At 72.8% G+C, this 18,193-nt stretch carries 16 protein-coding genes; 12 read left to right on the top strand and 4 right to left on the bottom strand.

Going from position 1 to position 18,193, the window contains the following annotated elements:
• Positions 1-130 precede the first annotated feature (130 nt).
• Together CP970_RS34465 and CP970_RS34470 are read left to right on the top strand one after the other, a co-directional pair.
• Entirely contained in the window at positions 131-3,571 is a 3,441-nt protein-coding gene (locus CP970_RS34465) for a DNA polymerase III subunit alpha (protein ID WP_055552037.1), read from the top strand.
• Complete coding sequence (locus CP970_RS34470) at positions 3,568-4,563, top strand: DNA polymerase Y family protein (RefSeq protein ID WP_055552039.1); 996 nt, start codon at positions 3,568-3,570, stop codon at positions 4,561-4,563. Before CP970_RS34465 ends, CP970_RS34470 begins: the two co-directional genes overlap by 4 nt.
• 15 nt (positions 4,564-4,578) lie before the next feature.
• Here the strand turns inward: CP970_RS34470 and CP970_RS34475 are convergent, their stop codons facing one another.
• Positions 4,579-5,406 carry an ABC transporter permease gene (locus CP970_RS34475; RefSeq protein WP_055552041.1) on the bottom strand — a complete coding sequence of 276 codons (828 nt, stop codon included), beginning with the start codon at positions 5,404-5,406 and terminating at the stop codon, positions 4,579-4,581.
• Positions 5,403-6,314: an ABC transporter ATP-binding protein gene (locus tag CP970_RS34480; RefSeq protein ID WP_191094986.1), complete on the bottom strand. Its 912-nt coding sequence runs from the start codon at positions 6,312-6,314 to the stop codon at positions 5,403-5,405. Before CP970_RS34480 ends, CP970_RS34475 begins: the two co-directional genes overlap by 4 nt.
• A 134-nt stretch (positions 6,315-6,448) precedes the next feature.
• Between CP970_RS34480 and CP970_RS34485 the strand changes: the two genes are divergently transcribed.
• From CP970_RS34485 to CP970_RS34495, 3 genes are all read left to right on the top strand, one after another.
• Entirely contained in the window at positions 6,449-7,615 is a 1,167-nt protein-coding gene (locus CP970_RS34485; protein WP_055552043.1) for a sensor histidine kinase, read from the top strand.
• Complete coding sequence (locus CP970_RS34490) at positions 7,612-8,277, top strand: response regulator (RefSeq protein ID WP_055552046.1); 666 nt, start codon at positions 7,612-7,614, stop codon at positions 8,275-8,277. Before CP970_RS34485 ends, CP970_RS34490 begins: the two co-directional genes overlap by 4 nt.
• 168 nt (positions 8,278-8,445) lie before the next feature.
• Complete coding sequence (locus CP970_RS34495) at positions 8,446-9,309, top strand: esterase/lipase family protein (protein WP_055552048.1); 864 nt, start codon at positions 8,446-8,448, stop codon at positions 9,307-9,309.
• Between the two features lie 24 nt (positions 9,310-9,333).
• On the opposite strand, the gene CP970_RS34500 is transcribed toward CP970_RS34495, so the two are convergent.
• The gene (locus CP970_RS34500) at positions 9,334-10,314 is read right to left on the bottom strand and encodes a lytic polysaccharide monooxygenase auxiliary activity family 9 protein (RefSeq protein ID WP_150494371.1); all 981 of its coding nucleotides are present in this window, start codon (positions 10,312-10,314) and stop codon (positions 9,334-9,336) included.
• 284 nt (positions 10,315-10,598) lie between these two features.
• On the opposite strand from CP970_RS34500, the gene CP970_RS34505 reads away from it, so the two are divergent.
• Together CP970_RS34505 and CP970_RS34510 are read left to right on the top strand one after the other, a co-directional pair.
• Positions 10,599-11,438: a helix-turn-helix domain-containing protein gene (locus tag CP970_RS34505; protein WP_224058880.1), complete on the top strand. Its 840-nt coding sequence runs from the start codon at positions 10,599-10,601 to the stop codon at positions 11,436-11,438.
• Positions 11,439-11,564: 126 nt separating this feature from the next.
• Positions 11,565-12,095, top strand: coding sequence for a hypothetical protein (locus CP970_RS34510; RefSeq protein ID WP_055545970.1), 531 nt, complete (start codon positions 11,565-11,567; stop codon positions 12,093-12,095).
• Between the two features lie 4 nt (positions 12,096-12,099).
• On the opposite strand, the gene CP970_RS34515 is transcribed toward CP970_RS34510, so the two are convergent.
• Positions 12,100-12,786: a response regulator gene (locus CP970_RS34515; protein ID WP_055545968.1), complete on the bottom strand. Its 687-nt coding sequence runs from the start codon at positions 12,784-12,786 to the stop codon at positions 12,100-12,102.
• 131 nt (positions 12,787-12,917) lie between these two features.
• On the opposite strand from CP970_RS34515, the gene CP970_RS34520 reads away from it, so the two are divergent.
• From CP970_RS34520 to CP970_RS34540, 5 genes are all read left to right on the top strand, one after another.
• Positions 12,918-13,901: a Bug family tripartite tricarboxylate transporter substrate binding protein gene (locus CP970_RS34520; RefSeq protein ID WP_055545966.1), complete on the top strand. Its 984-nt coding sequence runs from the start codon at positions 12,918-12,920 to the stop codon at positions 13,899-13,901.
• Entirely contained in the window at positions 13,898-14,443 is a 546-nt protein-coding gene (locus CP970_RS34525; RefSeq protein ID WP_055545964.1) for a tripartite tricarboxylate transporter TctB family protein, read from the top strand. Before CP970_RS34520 ends, CP970_RS34525 begins: the two co-directional genes overlap by 4 nt.
• A gap of 1 nt (position 14,444) precedes the next feature.
• Positions 14,445-15,953 carry a tripartite tricarboxylate transporter permease gene (locus tag CP970_RS34530; RefSeq protein WP_055545963.1) on the top strand — a complete coding sequence of 503 codons (1,509 nt, stop codon included), beginning with the start codon at positions 14,445-14,447 and terminating at the stop codon, positions 15,951-15,953.
• Positions 15,950-16,417, top strand: coding sequence for a GNAT family N-acetyltransferase (locus CP970_RS34535; protein ID WP_055545961.1), 468 nt, complete (start codon positions 15,950-15,952; stop codon positions 16,415-16,417). The genes CP970_RS34530 and CP970_RS34535 overlap by 4 nt, the downstream gene beginning before the upstream one ends.
• Before the next feature lie 257 nt (positions 16,418-16,674).
• A complete protein-coding gene (locus CP970_RS34540; protein WP_063806052.1) occupies positions 16,675-18,177 on the top strand; it encodes a trifunctional class I SAM-dependent methyltransferase/NUDIX hydrolase/VOC family protein in 1,503 nt (500 codons plus the stop codon).
• Positions 18,178-18,193 lie beyond the last annotated feature (16 nt).

The raw sequence follows: 18,193 nt of genomic DNA on the forward strand, positions 1-18,193 counted from the left end.
GACAGGAGCGGGGCAGGAGTGCCCCCGCTCAGTTAATCGAACATTCGTGTCGTACGTAAGTTCGAAACTGGTCTATGGTGGAGGGAGGGGGATGCGAGGTCGGATCGGTTCAGGGTTACAGGAGGTGCGTGTGCCGGGGTTCACGCATCTGCACACCGTCTCCGGGTTCTCCCTGCGGTACGGCGCATCGCACCCGGAGCGGCTGGCCGAGCGCGCCGCCGAGCGGGGCATGGACGCCCTCGCGCTCACCGACAGGGACACCCTCGCGGGCGCCGTCCGGTTCGCCAAGGCCTGCGCGAAAGCGGGCGTGCGGCCGCTGTTCGGCGCCGAGCTCGCGGTGGGCGGGCCCGCCCCCGCCGGGGGCGGGCGACGAAGGGCCCCCGTGCGCGGCGGTGCCTTCATCGACGAATCGACCCCGCGCGCGACCTTCCTCGCCCGCGACGGCGCCACCGGCTGGGCCGCGCTCTGCCGCCTCGTCACCGCCGCGCACCGCGCCCCGGAGGGGCAGCCCGTGCTGCCCTGGCGGGACAACCACGGCGAAGGCCTTACCGTGCTGCTCGGCCCCGCGTCCGACGTGGGACGCGCGCTCGCCGCCGGACGCCCCGACCGGGCCGCCCGCCTCCTTCTCCCGTGGCGCGAGCGCTACGGCGACGCACTGCGCCTGGAGTCCGTCTGGCACGGCCGCGAGGGCACCGGGCCCGGATCGCTCAGGCTCGCCGCGCGCACCGTGGGCTTCGCCGCCGAGCAGGGCGTACGCCCCGTCCTGAGCAACGCCGTGCGCTACGCCGACCCGGGGCAGGGCCCCGTCGCCGACGTGCTCGACGCCGCGCGCCGCCTCGTCCCCGTCGACCCGACCAAGGAACTCGACGGCGGCGAGCGGTGGTTGAAGGACGCGGACGCCATGCTCGGCATCGCCGAACGGATCGTCGAGGCGGCCGGATTCCGCCGCGACACCGCCCACCGGCTGATCGAACAGACCCGGGCGGCCGCCGCCGAGTGCCTCGTCGACGCGGAGGACGACATCGGTGTCGGGACCGTGCACTTCCCCGAGCCGCGCCTGGTCGGCGCCGGGCACCGCACCGCGCAGCGCGTCCTCGCCTCACGGGCGGCGGCGGGCATGGTGTTGCGCGGCTACGACCGTGCCACGGGGGCCCGCGGGTACTGGGAGCGGATGCACCGCGAGCTGGACATCATCGCGCACCACGGCTTCGCGTCCTACTTCCTGACCGTGGCCCAAGTGGTCGACGACGTACGCGACTTGGGCATCCGGGTCGCGGCGCGCGGATCCGGCGCGGGGTCCCTCGTCAACCACCTCATCGGCATCGCGCACGCCGACCCCGTCGAGCACGGCCTGCTCATGGAGCGGTTCCTCTCCAAGCGGCGGTCCGTGCTCCCCGACATCGACATCGACGTCGAGTCGGCCCGCAGGATCGAGGTCTACCGCGCGATCATCGGCCGCTTCGGCACCGAGCGGGTCGCGACGGTCGCGATGCCCGAGACCTACCGGGTGCGCCACGCCGTGCGCGACGTCGGAGCCGCCCTGTCCATGGACCCGGCCGACATCGACCGGATCGCCAAGGCGTTCCCGCACATCCGCGCCCGCGACGCCCGCGCGGCGATGGAAGAGCTGCCCGAACTGCGCGGGATCGCCGAGGAGTTGGGGGACAGGGACCGGCTGTGGGATCTCGTCGAGGCGCTCGACGCGCTGCCGCGCGGTGTCGCCATGCACCCGTGCGGGGTGCTGCTCTCCGACGCCTCGCTGCTCGCGCGCACGCCCGTCGTGCCGACCAGCGGCGAGGGCCTGCCCATGGCGCAGTTCGACAAGGAGGACGTGGAGGAGCTAGGCCTGCTCAAGCTGGACGTGCTCGGTGTGCGGATGCAGTCGGCGATGGCGCACGCGGTGGGTGAGGTCGAGCGGGCCACGGGCGACCGGGTGGACATCGACTCGGTGCCGCCGGGTGACCCGGCGACGTACCGGCTCATCCAGTCCGCCGAGACGCTGGGCTGCTTCCAGATCGAGTCGCCGGGCCAGCGCGACCTGGTCGGACGCCTACAGCCCGCGACCTTCCACGACCTGGTGGTCGACATCTCGCTGTTCCGTCCCGGGCCCGTCGCCGCCGACATGGTGCGGCCCTTCATCGAGGCCAGGCACGGCCGCGCGCCCGTCCGCTATCCGCACCCGGACCTCGCCGAGCCGCTGAAGGACACCTACGGAGTCGTCGTCTTCCACGAGCAGATCATCGAGATCGTGGACATCATGACCGGCTGCGGGCGCGACGAGGCGGACCGGGTGCGGCGCGGGCTCTCCGACCCCGAGTCGCAGGGCCGGATCCGCTTCTGGTTCGCGCAGCACGCGGCGGCCAGGGGCTACGACGCGGAGACGATCGGCCGCACCTGGGAGATCGTCGAGGCCTTCGGTTCGTACGGCTTCTGCAAGGCGCACGCGGTGGCCTTCGCCGTGCCGACGTACCAGTCGGCGTGGCTGAAGGCCCATCATCCGGCCGCGTTCTACGCCGGGTTGCTCACGCACGACCCCGGGATGTACCCGAAGCGGCTGCTGCTCGCGGACGCGCGGCGGCGCGGGGTGCCGATCCTTCCGCTGGACGTGAACCGGTCCGCGGTCGCCCACCGTATCGAACTGGTGTCTGATAAGGCTGGTTCCCGGGAGAGCTGGGGGCTGCGCCTCGGGCTCTGCGACGTGCACGGCATCAGCGAGGCCGAGTCCGCGCGGATCGCCGAAGGGCAGCCCTACGCCTCGCTCGTCGACTTCTGGGAGCGGGCCAGGCCGTCGAAGCCGGTCGCGCAGCGGCTCGCGCGGGTCGGCGCGCTCGACGCGTTCGGCGCCAACCGCCGTGATCTGCAACTGCACCTGGCCGAACTGCGGCGGGGCTCGCGCGGCGCGGCGGGCGGCCAGCTGCCGCTGGCGGGCGGGCGGGCGACCGCGCCCGCCGGGCTGCCCGACCTGGACGACGCCGAACGGCTCAGCGCCGAACTCGGCGTCCTCGGCATGGACTCCTCCCGCCACCTCATGGGCGACCACGAGGAGTTCCTGCGGGAGCTCGGCGCCCTCTCCGCGCGGCGCCTTCGCGAGGCCGAGCACGGCGCGACCGTCCTGGTCGCGGGCGCCAAGGCCGCCACCCAGACCCCGCCGATCCGCTCCGGCAAGCGGGTCATCTTCACCACCCTCGACGACGGCACGGGCCTGGTCGACCTGGCCTTCTTCGACGACGCGCACGAACGGTGCGCGCACACCGTCTTCCACTCCTGGCTGCTGCTCGTACGCGGCGTGGTGCAGCGCAGGGGCCCGCGCAGCCTCAGCGTGGTCGGCTCGGCCGCGTGGAACCTGGCCGAACTGGTGGAGGTGCGCGGCAGCGGCGGCCTGGACGCGGTGGCGCGGCGCCTGGCGGAACCGGGCCCGGAGCCGGAACCCGCCCCCGAGGCGGGGGAGGGGCGCCGCATCCGCATGGCCACGGGGTACGAGATGCACCCCTGGGCGGATCTGCGCCCGGCGGGCGAAGGCGCGGCGGGGACGCGGAAGCTGTGGCACCAAAGTCCGGGGAGCGCGGGATGAACACCTGCCACGGCGGCGCGAGCACCCTCTACGTACGCTTCCTGCTTCCCCCCATGTACGAAGCCGCCCTGCCCCGACTCCTCTCCCTGCTCGGCGAGTTCACCCCCGAGGTCGAGGCGCTGCCGCCCGACGCCGCGCTCGTCGACGTGCGCGGCGCGCGGCGCTACTTCGGACGCGGTGCCGTCGAGCTCGCCGCGCTGATCAGGGTGCGAGCGCTCGCGCTGTACGGAGTGGAGTGCGCGATCGGCGCGGGTCCCGGCCCGATGCTGGCCCGGATGGCCGCGCGCGGGGCCGCCCCCGGGGTGACCCGCGCGGTGCCCGAAGGGGCGGACGGCGTACGGGAGTTCCTCGCCGAGCGGCCCGTCGGCGAGCTGCCGGGCATCGGCCGCGCCACCGCCCGCACCCTGTGCGAGTACGGCCTCGACTCCCTCGGCAAGGTCGCCGCCGCGCCCCTGTCCACCCTGCAACGGCTCGTCGGCGCCAGGGCGGGACGCGAGCTGCGCGAGAAGGCGCGGGGCATCGACCGCACCCGGGTCGCGCCGAACGCCGCCGCGCGCTCCCTGTCCGCCGAACGCCCCTTCCCGCGCGACGAACTGGACCCCTTCCGGCACCGCCGCGCGCTGCTCTCGATCGCCGAGGAGCTGGGCGCGGGGATGCGCGGCGACGGCCAGGTGTGCCGCGCGCTGACCCTCACCGTGCGGTACGCGGACCGCACCACCACGACCAGGACACGGACGCTGCCCGAGCCGACCGCGCACTCGGTCGCGCTGACCACCGCCGCGTACCGCATGTACGAGGCGCTCGGCCTGCAACGGGCCCGGGTGCGCGCCGTCGCCCTGCGCGCCGAGGACCTCGGCCCCGCCGAACACGCCGCCCACCAGCTGACGTTCGACCCGGTGGACGAGAGGACCCGCAGGATCGAGGAGGTGGCCGACCGGGCCAGGGAGAGGTTCGGCCCCGGCGCGATCGTGCCGGGGACGCTGGCCGCGTGACGTCGCCACGGTCCTTCACGTGTCGCGGCGGCGCACCACGACCACCGTCACCACCACCGCGACCAGCGGCCACGCCGCGAGGACCGGCCACGCCTCGGCGACCGACAACGGGTACTTCTCCGGCGGTCCTGGACGCGCGGGGTTCGTCACGAGCCGCTCCCACGCGGTGTACGGCATCGCGTTGCCGATCTCCTTGACCCAGCGGTAGGTCTCGCCCCGGAAGAGCGCGGGGAGCAGCAGGAGCGTGCCGACCACCGCGACGACACTGCCCGCGGCGTGCCGCACGAGCGCGCCGAGCGCCATGCCGACCAGCGCGCACACCGGCGCGAGCAGCGCGGACGCCACGACGGCCCGCAGCGCCCCGGGATCGCCGAGCGACAGGCCGCCCTCGTCGCGCAGCAGCGCCTGCGTCACACCGAACGACACTCCCGCGACGGCCGCGCCGAGCGCGCACAGCACCGCCGCGACCACGGCCGTCTTCGCCGCGATCACCGCGCGGCGGTCGGGCACGGCCGTGAACGTCGTACGGATCAGGCCGCTGGTGTACTCGCCGAAGACCGAAAGGGCGCCCACCGTGGCCGCGACGATCATGAGCAGTTGCCAGGCCGGGGCGACGAAGGCGGTGCCCAGCGGGTCGAACAGGAAGGCCTCGTCGGCGTCGGCAGGGGGCGGTGGCAGGTCCGCGAGCCTGCGGGCGTTGCTCCAGGCGGAGTTCGCGTTGATGCCGATGACGGCCAGCGCGCCGCCCCCGAGCACCCAGAACGTCGACCGCAGCGACCACAGTTTGATCCACTCGGCGGCCAGGAGATCGGTGAAGCGGGCGCGGTGCGCGGTCGTCGTCATGGGGTCTCCTTCGCGGTGTACTCCACGCTGTCGGCGGTGAGTTCCATGAACGCCTCCTCCAACGAGGCCGTTCGCGGGCTCAGTTCGTGCAGCGGCACCCCGCCGCGGCAGGCGAGTTCGCCGATGCGGGCGGCGGGCAGCCCGGTCACCGAGAGCGCCCCGTCCTGGACCGGCCGCACCGCGGCGCCCTCGGCGGTCAGCGCCGCGGTGAGACCCGCCGCGTCCGGCGTGCGCACGGTCACGCTCAGCCGCGCGCCGCGCGCGGCGAACGCCACGACGCCCTCCGCGGCGATGAGACGGCCCCGGCCGATGACGACGAGGTCATCGGCGGTGTTCTCCATCTCGGACATCAGGTGGCTGGAGACGAAGACGGTGCGTCCCTCGTCGGCGAGGCGCCGGAAGAGTCCGCGCACCCACAACACCCCTTCCGGGTCGAGCCCGTTGAGCGGCTCGTCGAAGAGCAGCACCGGCGGCTCGCCGAGCAGCGCGGTGGCGATGCCGAGCCGCTGCCGCATGCCGAGCGAGTAGCCGCCGACCCGCTTGCCCGCGGCCTCGGCGAGCCCCACCTCCGCGAGGACCTCGTCCGCCCGGCGGCGCGGGATGCCGTTCGTGCGGGCCAGCGCCGACAGATGCGCCCGGGCGGTGCGCCCGCCGTGCACGTCGCCCGCGTCGAGCAGCGCGCCGACGTGGCGCAGGCCGCGCGGGTGCTCCCCGAACGGCGCCCCGTCGACGGTGGCGCTCCCGCCGGTGGGAGCGACCAGGCCGAGCAGTATCCGCAACGTGGTCGTCTTGCCCGCGCCGTTCGGCCCGAGGAATCCGGTCACCCGGCCCGGGCGCACGGTGAAGCTCAGGCCGTCCACGGCGGTGGTGTCGCCGTAGCGCTTGGTCAGTTCGTCGATTTCGATCACCCGGCCCACGGTGCCCCGCACCGGGCGGCGCGGGCATCGGCCCGCCGACCACAACCGAGGGCGTCGAGGTAGCCCACGGGAGTAGGTCTCCGGGCCAATACCCAGGTCAGAGGCGGGCGCCTACGATCTGGGGCATGCATGCCGACACCAGTGCGAAGACCCCGCATCCCCTGCGCCGACTGTCGCGCGTGTGGACGGCGGTGGCTTGGTGCGGGGCGCTCGGCTACCCCGTGGCCCTCTACTTCGCGATGATCGCGGGGCGCGGCGGCTTCACCTTCTTGATGGTCGCCTCGCTGATCGCCCTCACCGCCCTGACCGGGCTGCTGCTGCGCAGCCGTCCGCTGCCCGCGCTCGCGATGCTGCTCATCGGCTGGGCCGTCGCACGGACGCAGATGCAGAACCAGGAGATCCTGTACCTCCAGGTGGTCCTCGGCGATCTGGCCGTCGGCTGGATCGCGGGAACCCGGCCGCGCCGCACCTCGATCCCCGCCGCCGTCCTCGCGTTCGGCGCGGAGTTCGGCACCATCCTGCCGTCCATGATCGGCAATCCGGAGCGGGCCGTCCAGCTGACCGCGTTCCTCGCCCTCGCGGCGGGCGCCGCCTGGCTGGCGGGCGACTCCGCGCGAGAGCGCAGGAGGCACGCCGAGGAGCTGAGCGCCCGCGCCGCCACTCAGGCCGTCACCGCCGAACGGCTGCGCATCGCGCGGGAGTTGCACGACATGATCGCGCACAGCATCGGCGTCATCGCCATCCAGGCGGGCGTCGGCAGCCGTGTCATCGACACCCAGCCCGCCGAGGCGCGCAACGCGCTCAGCACCATCGAGGTGACCAGCAGGGAGACCCTCGCGGGGCTGCGCCGCACGCTCGTCGCGCTGCGCACCTCGGCCGAGCGGGACGCGCCGCTCGACCCGGCCCCCGGCCTCGCGGGCCTGGACCGCCTCGTCGCGTCGGCCCTGGACGCGGGCGTCCGCGCCGACGTACGGCTGAGCGGCGAACGGCGGTCGTTGCCCGCCGACATCGACCTGGCCGCGTTCCGGATCCTCCAGGAGGCGCTCACCAACGTCGTACGGCACGCGGGAACGGACGAGTGCCGGGTGGCCATCGCGTACGCGGCGGACGAGGTGCGTGTCGAGGTCGAGGACGACGGTGGCGGCGGGCTCTCCGGCGGCCATGGCTACGGCATCGTCGGCATGCGGGAACGCGTGGGCCTGCTGCACGGACGCTTCACCGCGGGGCCGCGCCCCGAGGGCGGCTTCCGGGTGGCGGCGCGGCTGCCCGTGCCCCTGGGGGAGACCGGATGACCGCGGTCCGCGTCGTCCTCGCCGACGACCAGCCGCTGGTCCGCGCGGGCCTGCGCGTGCTGATGGCCGACACCCCGGACATCGAGGTCGTCGGGGAGGCGGGCACGGGCGCCGAAGCGGTGCGCCTGGCCCGCGAGGTGCGTCCCGACGTCGTCGTCATGGACATCCGCATGCCCGGCATGGACGGCATCGAGGCCACCCGCCTGATCAAGGAGGATCCGGCGGGGGCGCGCGTGCTCGTCCTGACCACCTTCGACGACGACGAGTACGTCTACGGCGCGCTGCGGGCGGGCGCCGGCGGGTTCCTCGTCAAGGACATGGCCCTCGAGGACATCCTCGCCGCGGTCCACGTGGTCGCGGCGGGGGACGGGCTGATCGCGCCGAGCGTCACGCGGCGGCTGATCGAGGAGTTCGCGGCCCGTCCCGAACCCGCACGCCCTTCGGCGCCCCGCGCGGTGGAGGGCATCACAGGACGGGAGCGCGAGGTGCTCACGCTCGTCGGCCGTGGCCTGGCCAACGCGGAGATCGCCGCCGAACTCGTCATCACCGTGGCCACCGTCAAGGCGCACGTCGCGCGCCTCTTCACCAAGCTCGACGCCCGCGACCGGGTCCAACTGGTCATCATCGCCTACGAGATGGGCCTGGTGGCGCCGTCCCGGTGAAGGTCACGGGGGATCGCGCCAGTGGTCACTGGAACTTTTTACTGACGCGTAACTTCACTCTTCGCCTACCGGCCCCTAGCTTGGCATGCGCACGGCACATCCTGGTGATCCGGATCACAGGGCTCACGCCACCCCCGCAACTCCCTTGAGCCGCAAGGAGATCACACGATGCTGCCCTGGAGACGAGCGCTGCGCGCGCTCGCCGCGACCCTGCTCGTCATGGGCGCGGTCACCCTCACTCCTGCCGCCACGGCGGCCGCCTCACCCGAGAAGGCCGCCTCGTCGAGCGGCTGGAACGACTACGGCTGCAAGCCGTCCGCCGCCCACCCGCGCCCGGTCGTCCTCGTCCACGGAACCTTCGGGAACTCCATCGACAACTGGCTGGTCCTCGCGCCCTACCTGGTCAAGCGCGGCTACTGCGTCTACTCCCTGGACTACGGCCAGTTGCCCGGCGTGCCCTTCTTCAACGGGCTCGGCCCGATCGACAAGTCGGCCGAGCAGCTCGACGCCTTCGTCGACAAGGTGCTCGCCGCCACGGGCGCGAAGAAGGCGGACCTCGTCGGCCACTCGCAGGGCGGCATGATGCCCCGCCAGTACCTCAAGTTCCTCGGCGGCGCCGACAAGGTGAACGCGCTGATCGGGCTCGCCCCCGACAACCACGGCACCACCCTGCTCGGCCTCACCAAGCTGCTCCCGTACTTCCCCGGCATCGAGGACCTGCTCACCATGAAGACCCCGGGACTCGCCGACCAGGTGGCGGGATCGGCGTTCCTGACCAAGCTCAACGAGGGCGGCGACACGGTGCCCGGCGTGCGCTACACCGTCATCGCCACGAAGTACGACGAGGTGGTCACCCCGTACCGCAGCCAGTTCCTGTCCGGTCCGAACGTCCACAACGTGACCCTTCAGGACCTGTGCCCCGTCGACCTGTCGGAGCACGTCGCGATCGGCATCCTCGACCGCGTCGCCCACCACGAGGTGGCCAACGCGCTCGACCCGGCGCACGCGACGCCGAGCACGTGCCTGTCGTAGCACGTGCCCGGCATCGCATCCGACTCAGCGGCCGTGACGGCCCGCCGCGCGACGGCGGGCCGTGGCGAACATCGCCGCGGCGCCGACGGCGAGGGCGGCGGCACCGCCCATCGCGATGTACGGCGTGGTGCTGTCGCCACCGGTCTCGGCGAGGTTGTCACCCGCGGTGCTGACCGGCTTCTCGGCGCCGCCGTTCACCTCGGGTTCGTTGCCGGACGGCGCGTCCGCGGGGGCGGCGGCATCGGCGCCGGTCTTCGCGTCCGCGTCGCCGTGGCCGTGGTGCTCGACCGTGGACTTCTCGGCGCCCGCCGCGATGTCCTTCTCGGAGGGCGCCGACGCGGTCGGCGCGGGGGCGCCCGAGCCGCCGCTGTCCTTGCCGAAGACGACGTCGGAGCAGGTGTAGAAGGCCTCGGGGGAATCCGAGCGCTGCCAGATCGAGTAGATCAGGTGGCGGCCCGACCTGGCCGGGATCTTCCCGTCGAAGACGTAGTCGCCGTTCTCCATCTTCGGGTCGGTGACGTCCACGAAGGGCTTCGCCTCCAGGTCCGACCACTTCAGGGGCTTCGAGGGGTCGTACGAGTCCTTCGTGATGTACAGCTCGAAGGAGCCCTTGTGCGGGGCGGTGCCCTTGTAGCGGAAGGTGTGGCCGCCCGCCGAGAGCTTGGTCGAGGGCCAGTCGGCGCGCGGCAGGTCGAGGCCCCGGTACTTGTCGTTGCCCGCGCTGCACAGCTTGCCGTCGGGGATGATCTCCTTCGACTTGCCCGCGGCGTTGGCGATGTTCACGGCGTTCCAGTCGTAGAACGCCTGGGCACCGCTGGCGGCGACGGCGGCCTTGCAGGCGGCCGACTTCGGCGCCTCAGGACCCTCCTGGAAGCAGGCGGAGACCCGGCTGACCGGATCCGTCATCGACCCGTGCGCGGCGGCGGGCGCGGCCGAGAGGGCGGTCAGGGCCAGCGGGGCGACACCTGCGGCGGCGAGCGCGGCGACCTTGCGACGAGCAGTCATGGGTGGTTCTCCTCAAACGGCGGTTCAGGGCGACCAGAAAACTAGCCCCTGAAATCCGCGAAATCGCCTGCTGAGGGCGGGTGATGGAGATCCTTATGGTCGCTTTAAGGAAGGGCTAACCGGGGGCTCAGACTGGGCCCTGAAATGTCCTGCCTCGCATGCTTCACCGCGGCCCTCTACGCTGCTGACGCCGGGCGGGCGGCGCCCGGGGGAAGCGGCGCCGCGGGAGGGGACGGGGCATGGCGCGGGGTATACGGGGGAGTACGTGCGGCGGGGGAGTCGCGATGACTCGCCTCGGCGGCGGCAGATGGCGGGTGACCCGGCCCTGGCCGGTCGCGCTGCGGCCGTATCTGCACAGCTATGCGGGCTACTGGGAGACGGTGGCCTCGCCCTACCGGGTCCGTCTGGTCCCCACGGGCCGCGCCGTTGTGGTGATCAGCCTGGGAGAGCCGTTCGCCCAGGTGCGCAGGCTCGGGGAGACCGGCCCCGCCGCCGGTGTGGTGGGTTCGCTGGTCTCGGGGCTCGAGGACGGGCCCCGGGTGTGCGACCACCCCGGCGGCCAGGAGGCGATCAGGATCGAACTGACACCGCTGGGGGCCTACCGGCTGTTCGCCGTGCCGATGCGCGAGCTGACCAACACGGTGGTCGAGCTGCGGGGCGTACTCGGCCCCAGGGCGGGGGAGTTGGTGGAGCGCATCGCGCTCACCCGCGACTGGGCGGCCCGGTTCGACCTGCTGGACACCGCGCTCCTCGGCAGGCTCGGGCGCGGCCCGGCTCCCGCGCCCGAGGTGAGCCACGCCTGGCGGCTGCTCTCCCGGTCGGGCGGGGCGATCCCGGTGGCCAGGATCGCCGCCGAAGTGGGCTGGAGCCACGGCCACTTGGCCCGCCGCTTCACCGAACAGGTCGGCCTGACACCGAAGACGTCCGCCCGCGTGCTGCGCTTCCACCGGGCCGTGGGGCTGCTCGCCCGCGAGACCGCGGACCTCAACGACGTGGCCGCCGTCTGCGGTTTCTACGACCAGGCCCACCTCAACCGCGAGTTCCGCGCCCTGGCCGACCTCACGCCCGGCGGCCTTGCGGGCGGGCGCCTCGCGGAGGGGGCCGTGCCACTTCAGGACGGGTGAGCGGCGAGGTCAAATTTGTCCAAGCCAGCCCGCCCGCGCGTCGCTAGGGTCCCCCACTGTGATCTTCAGGCCGACGGCCTGGGCCAGTACTCCGGTGCTCCGCACCGTCACGTCAGGGGGACCCCGATGGCACAGCAGAACCAGCCCGCACGCCGCGGTCGGTGGGAGCGCTACAAGGTGACGGGCCCGTTCTCGCCCCAGGACCTGGCCGGTCTGTGGGGGGCCATCGCGGGCGTCGTGCTCCTCGCCGTCCTGCTCGGCTGGGCGCTCGACATGAAGGGCGGCGTGGTGATCGTCGCCGCGATCCCGTTCATCTCGTCCTGGTTCGACGCCAAGCGCATCCTGTTCCAGTTCGACGCCGCGGGCGCACGGATCGGCAACGTACTGCTGCCCTGGAGCGACGTCACCCAGTTCGTCGTGGCCACGCCCCCGAACAGCGAGGAGGTCCTGATCGGCGCACGGCTGCGGCAGAGCGCGACGCTCCCGGCGGGCGCGCGGGCCCCGCAGCCGCACCCGGACATGCCCGCACATCTGTACGTGGCCGTCCAGCGGCACAAGTTCGACCTGACCAAGATGGTCACCAAGGCCCGCAAGTACGCCCCGGCGCACATCCAGGTCATCGTCGCCGAGCCGGCCGGGGAACGGGTCGCCTCCTGAGCGCTCACCCCAGCCAGCGGTACCGCCGCTCGGGCCGCCCCGTCCCGCCGTACCGGAGCGACACCTCGGCGCGCCTGGTCTCCACGAAGAACTCCAGATAGCGGCGCGCGCTCACCCGGGAAAGCGACCCCGCCTCGGCACACTCCGAGGCGGAGAGGCCGCCCGGGTGGGCGCGCAGGGTCTGTTCCACCAGCTCCGCCGTGTGCGCGGCGAGCCCCTTCGGCAGTTCCCGGGAGCCCGGCGGACGGGTGCCGAAGATCTGGTCGACGTCCTCCTGACGCGCCTCCGCCAGACCGTCCAGGCGCGCCCGCAGCGCCGCCACGTGCCTCAACTGCTCCTGCAGCGCCGCCTGGTTGAACGGCTTGATCAGATAGTGCAGGGCGCCCGCCCGCAGCGCGGCCCGCACGATCTCCGCGTCCCGCGCCGCCGTGATGAACAGGGCGTCCACCGGCTGCCGCGCCGGATCCCGCTCCTCCGCGACCCGCAGCTCGCGCAGTACCGCGATGCCGTCCATGTCGGGCAGATAGACGTCGAGGAGTACGAGATCGGGGCGCAGCCGCTCCACCGCGCCGACCGCCTCGGCGCCGCTGTGGGCCACGCCCACCACGGTGAATCCGGCCACCGACGCCACGTACCGACTGTGCAGCTTGGCGACCATGAAGTCGTCGTCCACGACCAGCACCCTTGTCATCGCCGCAGGCTATGGGCGCGACCACAACGACCACAACGTCCGTTGATTGCGGAAGAGAGACAGGTTGTTCACGCGCGGGCAACATGTGGGCCACCTCACACCCGACTACGTACCGACAGGTGGTGGCACACGTGCGCCTGCGCACACCCCTGGCCCTGCTCGGGGCCGCGCTCCTCGTGCTCGTCGCGCCGCCGCTGCTCACCACGGGCAGCGGCGCCGATACCGGCACCCAGATCCCCGGCCTTCGCCTCATGGTCCCCAACACGCCCGGCGGCGGCTACGACATCACCGCCCGCACCGCGGCGAAGAACGCCGAGGACGCCGAACTCACCCACAACATCGAGGTGTTCAACCTGCCGGGCGCGGGCGGCACCGTCGGCCTGACCCGGCTCGTCGGCGAGCACGGCAACGGCAAGCTCGCGATGTCCATGGGCCTCGGCGTGGTGGGCGCCGCACGCTCCAACCACTCCCCGAAGACCCTCGCGGACACCACCCCCATCGCCCGGCTCACCGAGGAGCAGGACGTCGTCGTGGTCGCGAAGAACTCCCCGTACGAGACCATCGACCAGCTCGTGCGGGCGTGGAAGAAGAACCCGGGCAAGCTCCCCGTGGGCGGCGGCTCCTCGCCCGGCGGGCCCGACCACCTCGCGCCGATGCTGATGGCGCGCGCCGCGGGGATCGCCCCCAAGGACGTCAACTACGTGCCGTTCGACGGCGGCGGCGAACTGCTCGCGTCCATCCTCGGCAGCAAGGTCGCCTTCGGCGTCTCCGGTGTCGGCGAATACCTGGACCAGATCAAGTCGGGCGAACTGCGGCTGCTCGCCGTCACCGGGCCGAAGCGGGTGAAGGGCCTGGAAGGACCCACCCTCAAGGAGTCCGGCTACGACGTGAACTTCACCAACTGGCGCGGCATCGTCGCCCCGCCCGGACTCAGCGACGCCGAACGCGAGAAGCTCACCGGCCTCATCAGGAAGCTGCACGCCTCGCCCGAATGGAAGAAGTCCCTCAAGACGAACGGCTGGGACGACGCCTTCCTGACCGGCGACGAGTTCGGCGACTTCCTGGCCGCCCAGGACAAGCGCGTCGTGTCCGTACTGAAGGAGCTGGGGCTGTGACCGCCACCGAACTGCCGGAGCGGGAACAGGAGCAGGAGACGCGAGGCCGCCGCTCCTGGCTGCGCGAACACTCCGAACTCGGCGTCTGCGTCCTGCTGCTGGCGCTCGGCGCGCTCGTCCTCACCGACGCGCTCACCATGGACGTCGAGATCACCCAGCGCGGTCCCGTAGGACCCAAGACCGTGCCGGTCGTCGTCGGTATCGGGCTGCTGGTCGTCGCCGTGCTGCTCGCCGTCGACGTCCTGCGCGGCGGGCGCGGCGAGGCCGAGGGCGGCGAGGACGTCGACCTGTCCGAACCCGCCGACTGGCGCACCGTGCTCCTGCTCGCGGGCGTCTTCCTCGCCACCGCCGTCCTCATCGAACCGCTCGGCTTCCCGATCGCGGGCGCCCTGCTCTTCTGGGGCTCCGCCTACGCGCTCGGCAGCCGCCACCTCGACCGTGATCCACTGATCGCCGCGGTCCTCTCCGTCGTCACGTACGAAGTCTTCAACAACCTGCTCGGCGTGCCCCTGCCCGGCGGGCCCCTGATGGGAGTGCTGTGACATGGATGCCTTCAACTCCCTGATGGGCGGCTTCGGTACCGCCCTCACCCCGATCAACCTCCTGTGGGCCGCCATCGGCGTGCTGCTCGGCACCGCGATCGGCGTCCTGCCCGGCATCGGCCCCGCGATGGCGGTGGCCCTGCTGCTCCCCGTGACGTACGGACTCGAACCCACCGGCGCGTTCATCATGTTCGCGGGCATCTACTACGGAGCGATGTTCGGCGGCTCCACGACCTCGATCCTGCTCAATACGCCCGGGGAGAGCGCGGCCGTCGTCGCCGCCATGGAAGGCCATCCGATGGCCAGGTCGGGGCGCGGCGCACAAGCCCTCGCGGCCGCCGCCATCGGGCACTTCGCGGGCGGCATGATCGGCACGCTCCTCCTGGTCGCGCTCGCGCCGACCGTCGCCGACCTCGCCGTGGACATCGGCGCGCCCGACTACTTCGCCATCATGGTGCTCGCCTTCATCGCGGTCACCTCCGTGCTCGGCTCTTCGCGCGTCCGCGGGCTCGCCTCGCTCCTGATCGGCCTGACCATCGGCCTGGTCGGCCTCGACCAGATGACCGGACAGCAGCGGCTCACCTTCGGCTCGCTCCAACTCGCCGACGGCATCGACGTGGTGATCGTCGCAGTCGGCCTCTTCGCGATCGGCGAGGCCCTTTGGGTCGCCGCCCATCTGCGCCGCACCAGCGGCGAGGCGATCCCCGTGGGCCGTCCCTGGCTGGAGAGGAAGGACGTCAGGCGCACCTGGAAGTCCTGGCTGCGCGGCCCCCTCATCGGCTTCCCGTTCGGCGCGATCCCGGCCGGTGGCGCGGAGATCCCGACCTTCCTCTCCTACGTCACGGAGAAGCGCCTGTCCAAGCACAAGGACGAGTTCGGCAAGGGCGCCATCGAGGGCGTCGCGGGCCCCGAGTCCGCGGCCTCCGCCTCGGCGGCGGGCACCCTCGTCTCCATGCTGACCCTCGGCCTGCCCACCACGGCCGTCGCGGCCGTGATGCTCGCCGCCTTCCAGCAGTACGGCATCCAGCCGGGACCGCTGCTCTTCGAACGCGAACCCGACCTGGTCTGGGGCCTGATCGCGTCCCTGTTCGTCGGCATGGTGCTGCTGCTCGCCCTCAACCTGCCCCTCGCCCCGGTCTGGGCGAAGCTCCTGCGCATCCCCAGGCCCTACCTCTACGCGGGCATCCTGTTCTTCGCCGCCGTCGGCGCCTACGCGGTCGGCGGCGAGCCGCTCGACCTCGTCATCCTGCTCGTCATCGGCCTGATCGGCTTCGGCATGCGGCGCTACGGACTGCCGATCCTGCCCGCCGTCATCGGCGTCATCCTCGGCCCGAACGCCGAGCAACAGCTGCGCCGCGCCCTGCAGATCAGCGACGGCAGCGTGCGCGGACTCGTCGACACACCGTTCTCCGTGACGGTCTATGGCCTCATCGTCCTGATCGTGGCGTGGCCCTTGGTGAAGAAGGCGGTGGTGCGGGCGCGCCGACGTGGCGTAGACGTAGAGGCATGACCGACGACATCCGCCTCGCCACCGCCGCCGACGTGCCCGCCGTACGGGCGGTGACCGACGCGGCATATCACCACTACATCGAACGGATCGGGGTCGTGCCCGCGCCGATGGAGGCCGATCACGCCGCGGACGTGGCGGCGGGGCGCGTGTACGTCACCGGGGACCCGGTGACCGGCCTCCTCGTGCTCGTCCCGCGGCCGTACGAGGGCCGACTGCTCCTCGAGTCGGTCGCGGTCCACCCCGATGCCGCGGGGCAGGGGGTGGGCCGACGACTGCTCGCCTTCGCGGAGGCACACGCGCGTGCGCTCGGCTTCATCGAAGTCACGCTCTACACCAACGCGTTGATGTGGGAGAACCAGAAGATCTATCCCCGGTACGGGTACGAGGTCGTGGAGCGGCGCGTGGACGGGCCCTACGACCGGGTGCACTACCGCAAGCGACTGCCGAGCCCGCCCGGGAGCTGATCTGCCGGACAGGCCCTAGCCGTCGGGCCACCACGTCCGCTGGATGTCCTTGCGGACCTCCGGCCTCTCATGCGGCCGGGACTCGGCCTCCTGACGCTCCCGCACTCGGCGGGTGACGGTTCGGCCAACGGGCTTGTGCGTGGTCACTCGGCGCATGGCTGCCTCCCTCTTCCTATCCGATGTCCATTTCCGAGGTGGCGTAGACCTCCATGGACACGCTTTTCTGAATTGTCAGTGGCGGATGCCACGATCGGGACATGACGACCAACGAGGGTGCCGGAGGCATCGATTGGGACGCGGCGGCGGACTCGTTCGACGACGAACCCGATCACGGCCTGCGCGATCAGGAGGTGCGGGCGGCCTGGGCGGGACGGCTGCGGGAGTGGCTGCCGCGGGCACCCGGTGAGGTGCTCGACCTCGGGTGCGGCACGGGCAGCCTCGCCCTGCTCGCCGCCGAGCGCGGGCACCGCGTCACCGGTGTCGACCTCGCGCCCGGGATGGTGGCACGGGCCCGCGAGAAGCTGGCGGGGCACGGCGCCGATGTGCTGCTCGGCGACGCGGCCCTGCCACCGGTCGACGACCGGCGGTTCGACGCGGTCATCGCCCGCCACGTCCTGTGGACGCTCCCGGACCCGGAGGCGGCCCTGCGCCACTGGTGCACGCTGCTGCGCCCGGGCGGCCGCCTGATCCTGATCGAGGGCGTCTGGGGGACGGCGAGCCCCGTCGGCCTCCCGATGTCCCGCTTGGTGGCGGCCCTCACCCCGCTCGCCCACCACCTCCACTCCGAGCGCCTCTCGGCGGACGCGCGCCTGTGGGGCGGACAGGTGGACGACGAGCGCTACGCCGTGGTGGCCACCTTGCCGACTGCCCCGCCCCGCCACCGGGAGGTCGTCGACGTCCACCTGATCCTGCGCGACGGCGACGAGATCCTCCTCGCCAGGCGGGCCGGCACCGGCTACGCGGACGGCTTGTGGCACCTCCCCTCGGGACACGTGGAGGACGGCGAGGACGTCCGCGCGGCGCTGCTCCGCGAGACCCGCGAGGAAATCGCCCTCGACCTGGCCCCCGAGGACGTCCGGGCGGAACTGGTCATGCAGCACAGGGGCCCTTCGGGCGCGCCCCGGACGGGCTGGTTCTTCGCGGCGGAGCACCGAGTGGACCGTGCGCCCGTCAACGCCGAGCCGGACAAGTGCGCGGAGCTCGCCTGGCATCCGCTGGGCGCGCTGCCGAAGGACATCGTGGCGTACTGCCGCGCGGGCCTCACCTCCTGGCAGGCGGGCGAGCGATTCGTCGTGCACTGGCAGCACGACGGGGAGAGCGTCGCCCACGACGGCGAGCGCACCGCGGAGCCGGTCCCGCTGGCCCCCGCGCGGGCGGGCGCGGTCCACCACGTGGAGCTGTGGGTGCCCGACCTCGCGGCGGCGGAGGCCTCCTGGGGCTGGCTGCTCGGCGAGTTGGGCCACGTCCCGCACCAACGCTGGGAGCACGGCCGCAGCTGGCGGCGCGATCACACCTACGTCGTCCTCGAACGCTCACCGGACCTGCGGCCGGGCCGCCACGACCGGCGGCGGGCGGGCCTGAACCACCTCGCCTTCCACGTGGCGGGCCGGGCCCGCCTCGACCGGCTCGTGGCCGCGGCGCCGGACCGCGGCTGGACCCTGCTCTTCCCGGAACGCCATCCGCACGCGGGCGGCGAGGGGCAGTACGCGGCCTACCTGGAGGACGGGCAGGGCTATGAGGTCGAGCTGGTCGCCGACTAGGCCGGTGGCCTGGGTC

Origin of the sequence: Streptomyces kanamyceticus, assembly GCF_008704495.1 — a bacterium.
GTDB classification, from domain to species: Bacteria; Actinomycetota; Actinomycetes; order Streptomycetales; family Streptomycetaceae; genus Streptomyces; species Streptomyces kanamyceticus.

Bases quoted from the DNA above. Each gene is read 5' to 3' on its own strand.
- CP970_RS34490 (WP_055552046.1), top strand. From the start codon at position 7,612: ATGACCGCGGTCCGCGTCGTCCTCGCCGACGACCAGCCGCTGGTCCGC.
- CP970_RS34495 (WP_055552048.1), top strand. From the start codon at position 8,446: ATGCTGCCCTGGAGACGAGCGCTGCGCGCGCTCGCCGCGACCCTGCTC.
- CP970_RS34510 (WP_055545970.1), top strand. From the start codon at position 11,565: ATGGCACAGCAGAACCAGCCCGCACGCCGCGGTCGGTGGGAGCGCTAC.
- CP970_RS34535 (WP_055545961.1), top strand. From the start codon at position 15,950: ATGACCGACGACATCCGCCTCGCCACCGCCGCCGACGTGCCCGCCGTA.
- CP970_RS34500 (WP_150494371.1), bottom strand. From the start codon at position 10,314: ATGACTGCTCGTCGCAAGGTCGCCGCGCTCGCCGCCGCAGGTGTCGCC.
- CP970_RS34505 (WP_224058880.1), top strand. From the start codon at position 10,599: ATGACTCGCCTCGGCGGCGGCAGATGGCGGGTGACCCGGCCCTGGCCG.
- CP970_RS34475 (WP_055552041.1), bottom strand. From the start codon at position 5,406: ATGACGACGACCGCGCACCGCGCCCGCTTCACCGATCTCCTGGCCGCC.
- CP970_RS34470 (WP_055552039.1), top strand. From the start codon at position 3,568: ATGAACACCTGCCACGGCGGCGCGAGCACCCTCTACGTACGCTTCCTG.
- CP970_RS34485 (WP_055552043.1), top strand. From the start codon at position 6,449: ATGCATGCCGACACCAGTGCGAAGACCCCGCATCCCCTGCGCCGACTG.
- CP970_RS34530 (WP_055545963.1), top strand. From the start codon at position 14,445: ATGGATGCCTTCAACTCCCTGATGGGCGGCTTCGGTACCGCCCTCACC.
- CP970_RS34540 (WP_063806052.1), top strand. From the start codon at position 16,675: ATGACGACCAACGAGGGTGCCGGAGGCATCGATTGGGACGCGGCGGCG.
- CP970_RS34515 (WP_055545968.1), bottom strand. From the start codon at position 12,786: ATGACAAGGGTGCTGGTCGTGGACGACGACTTCATGGTCGCCAAGCTG.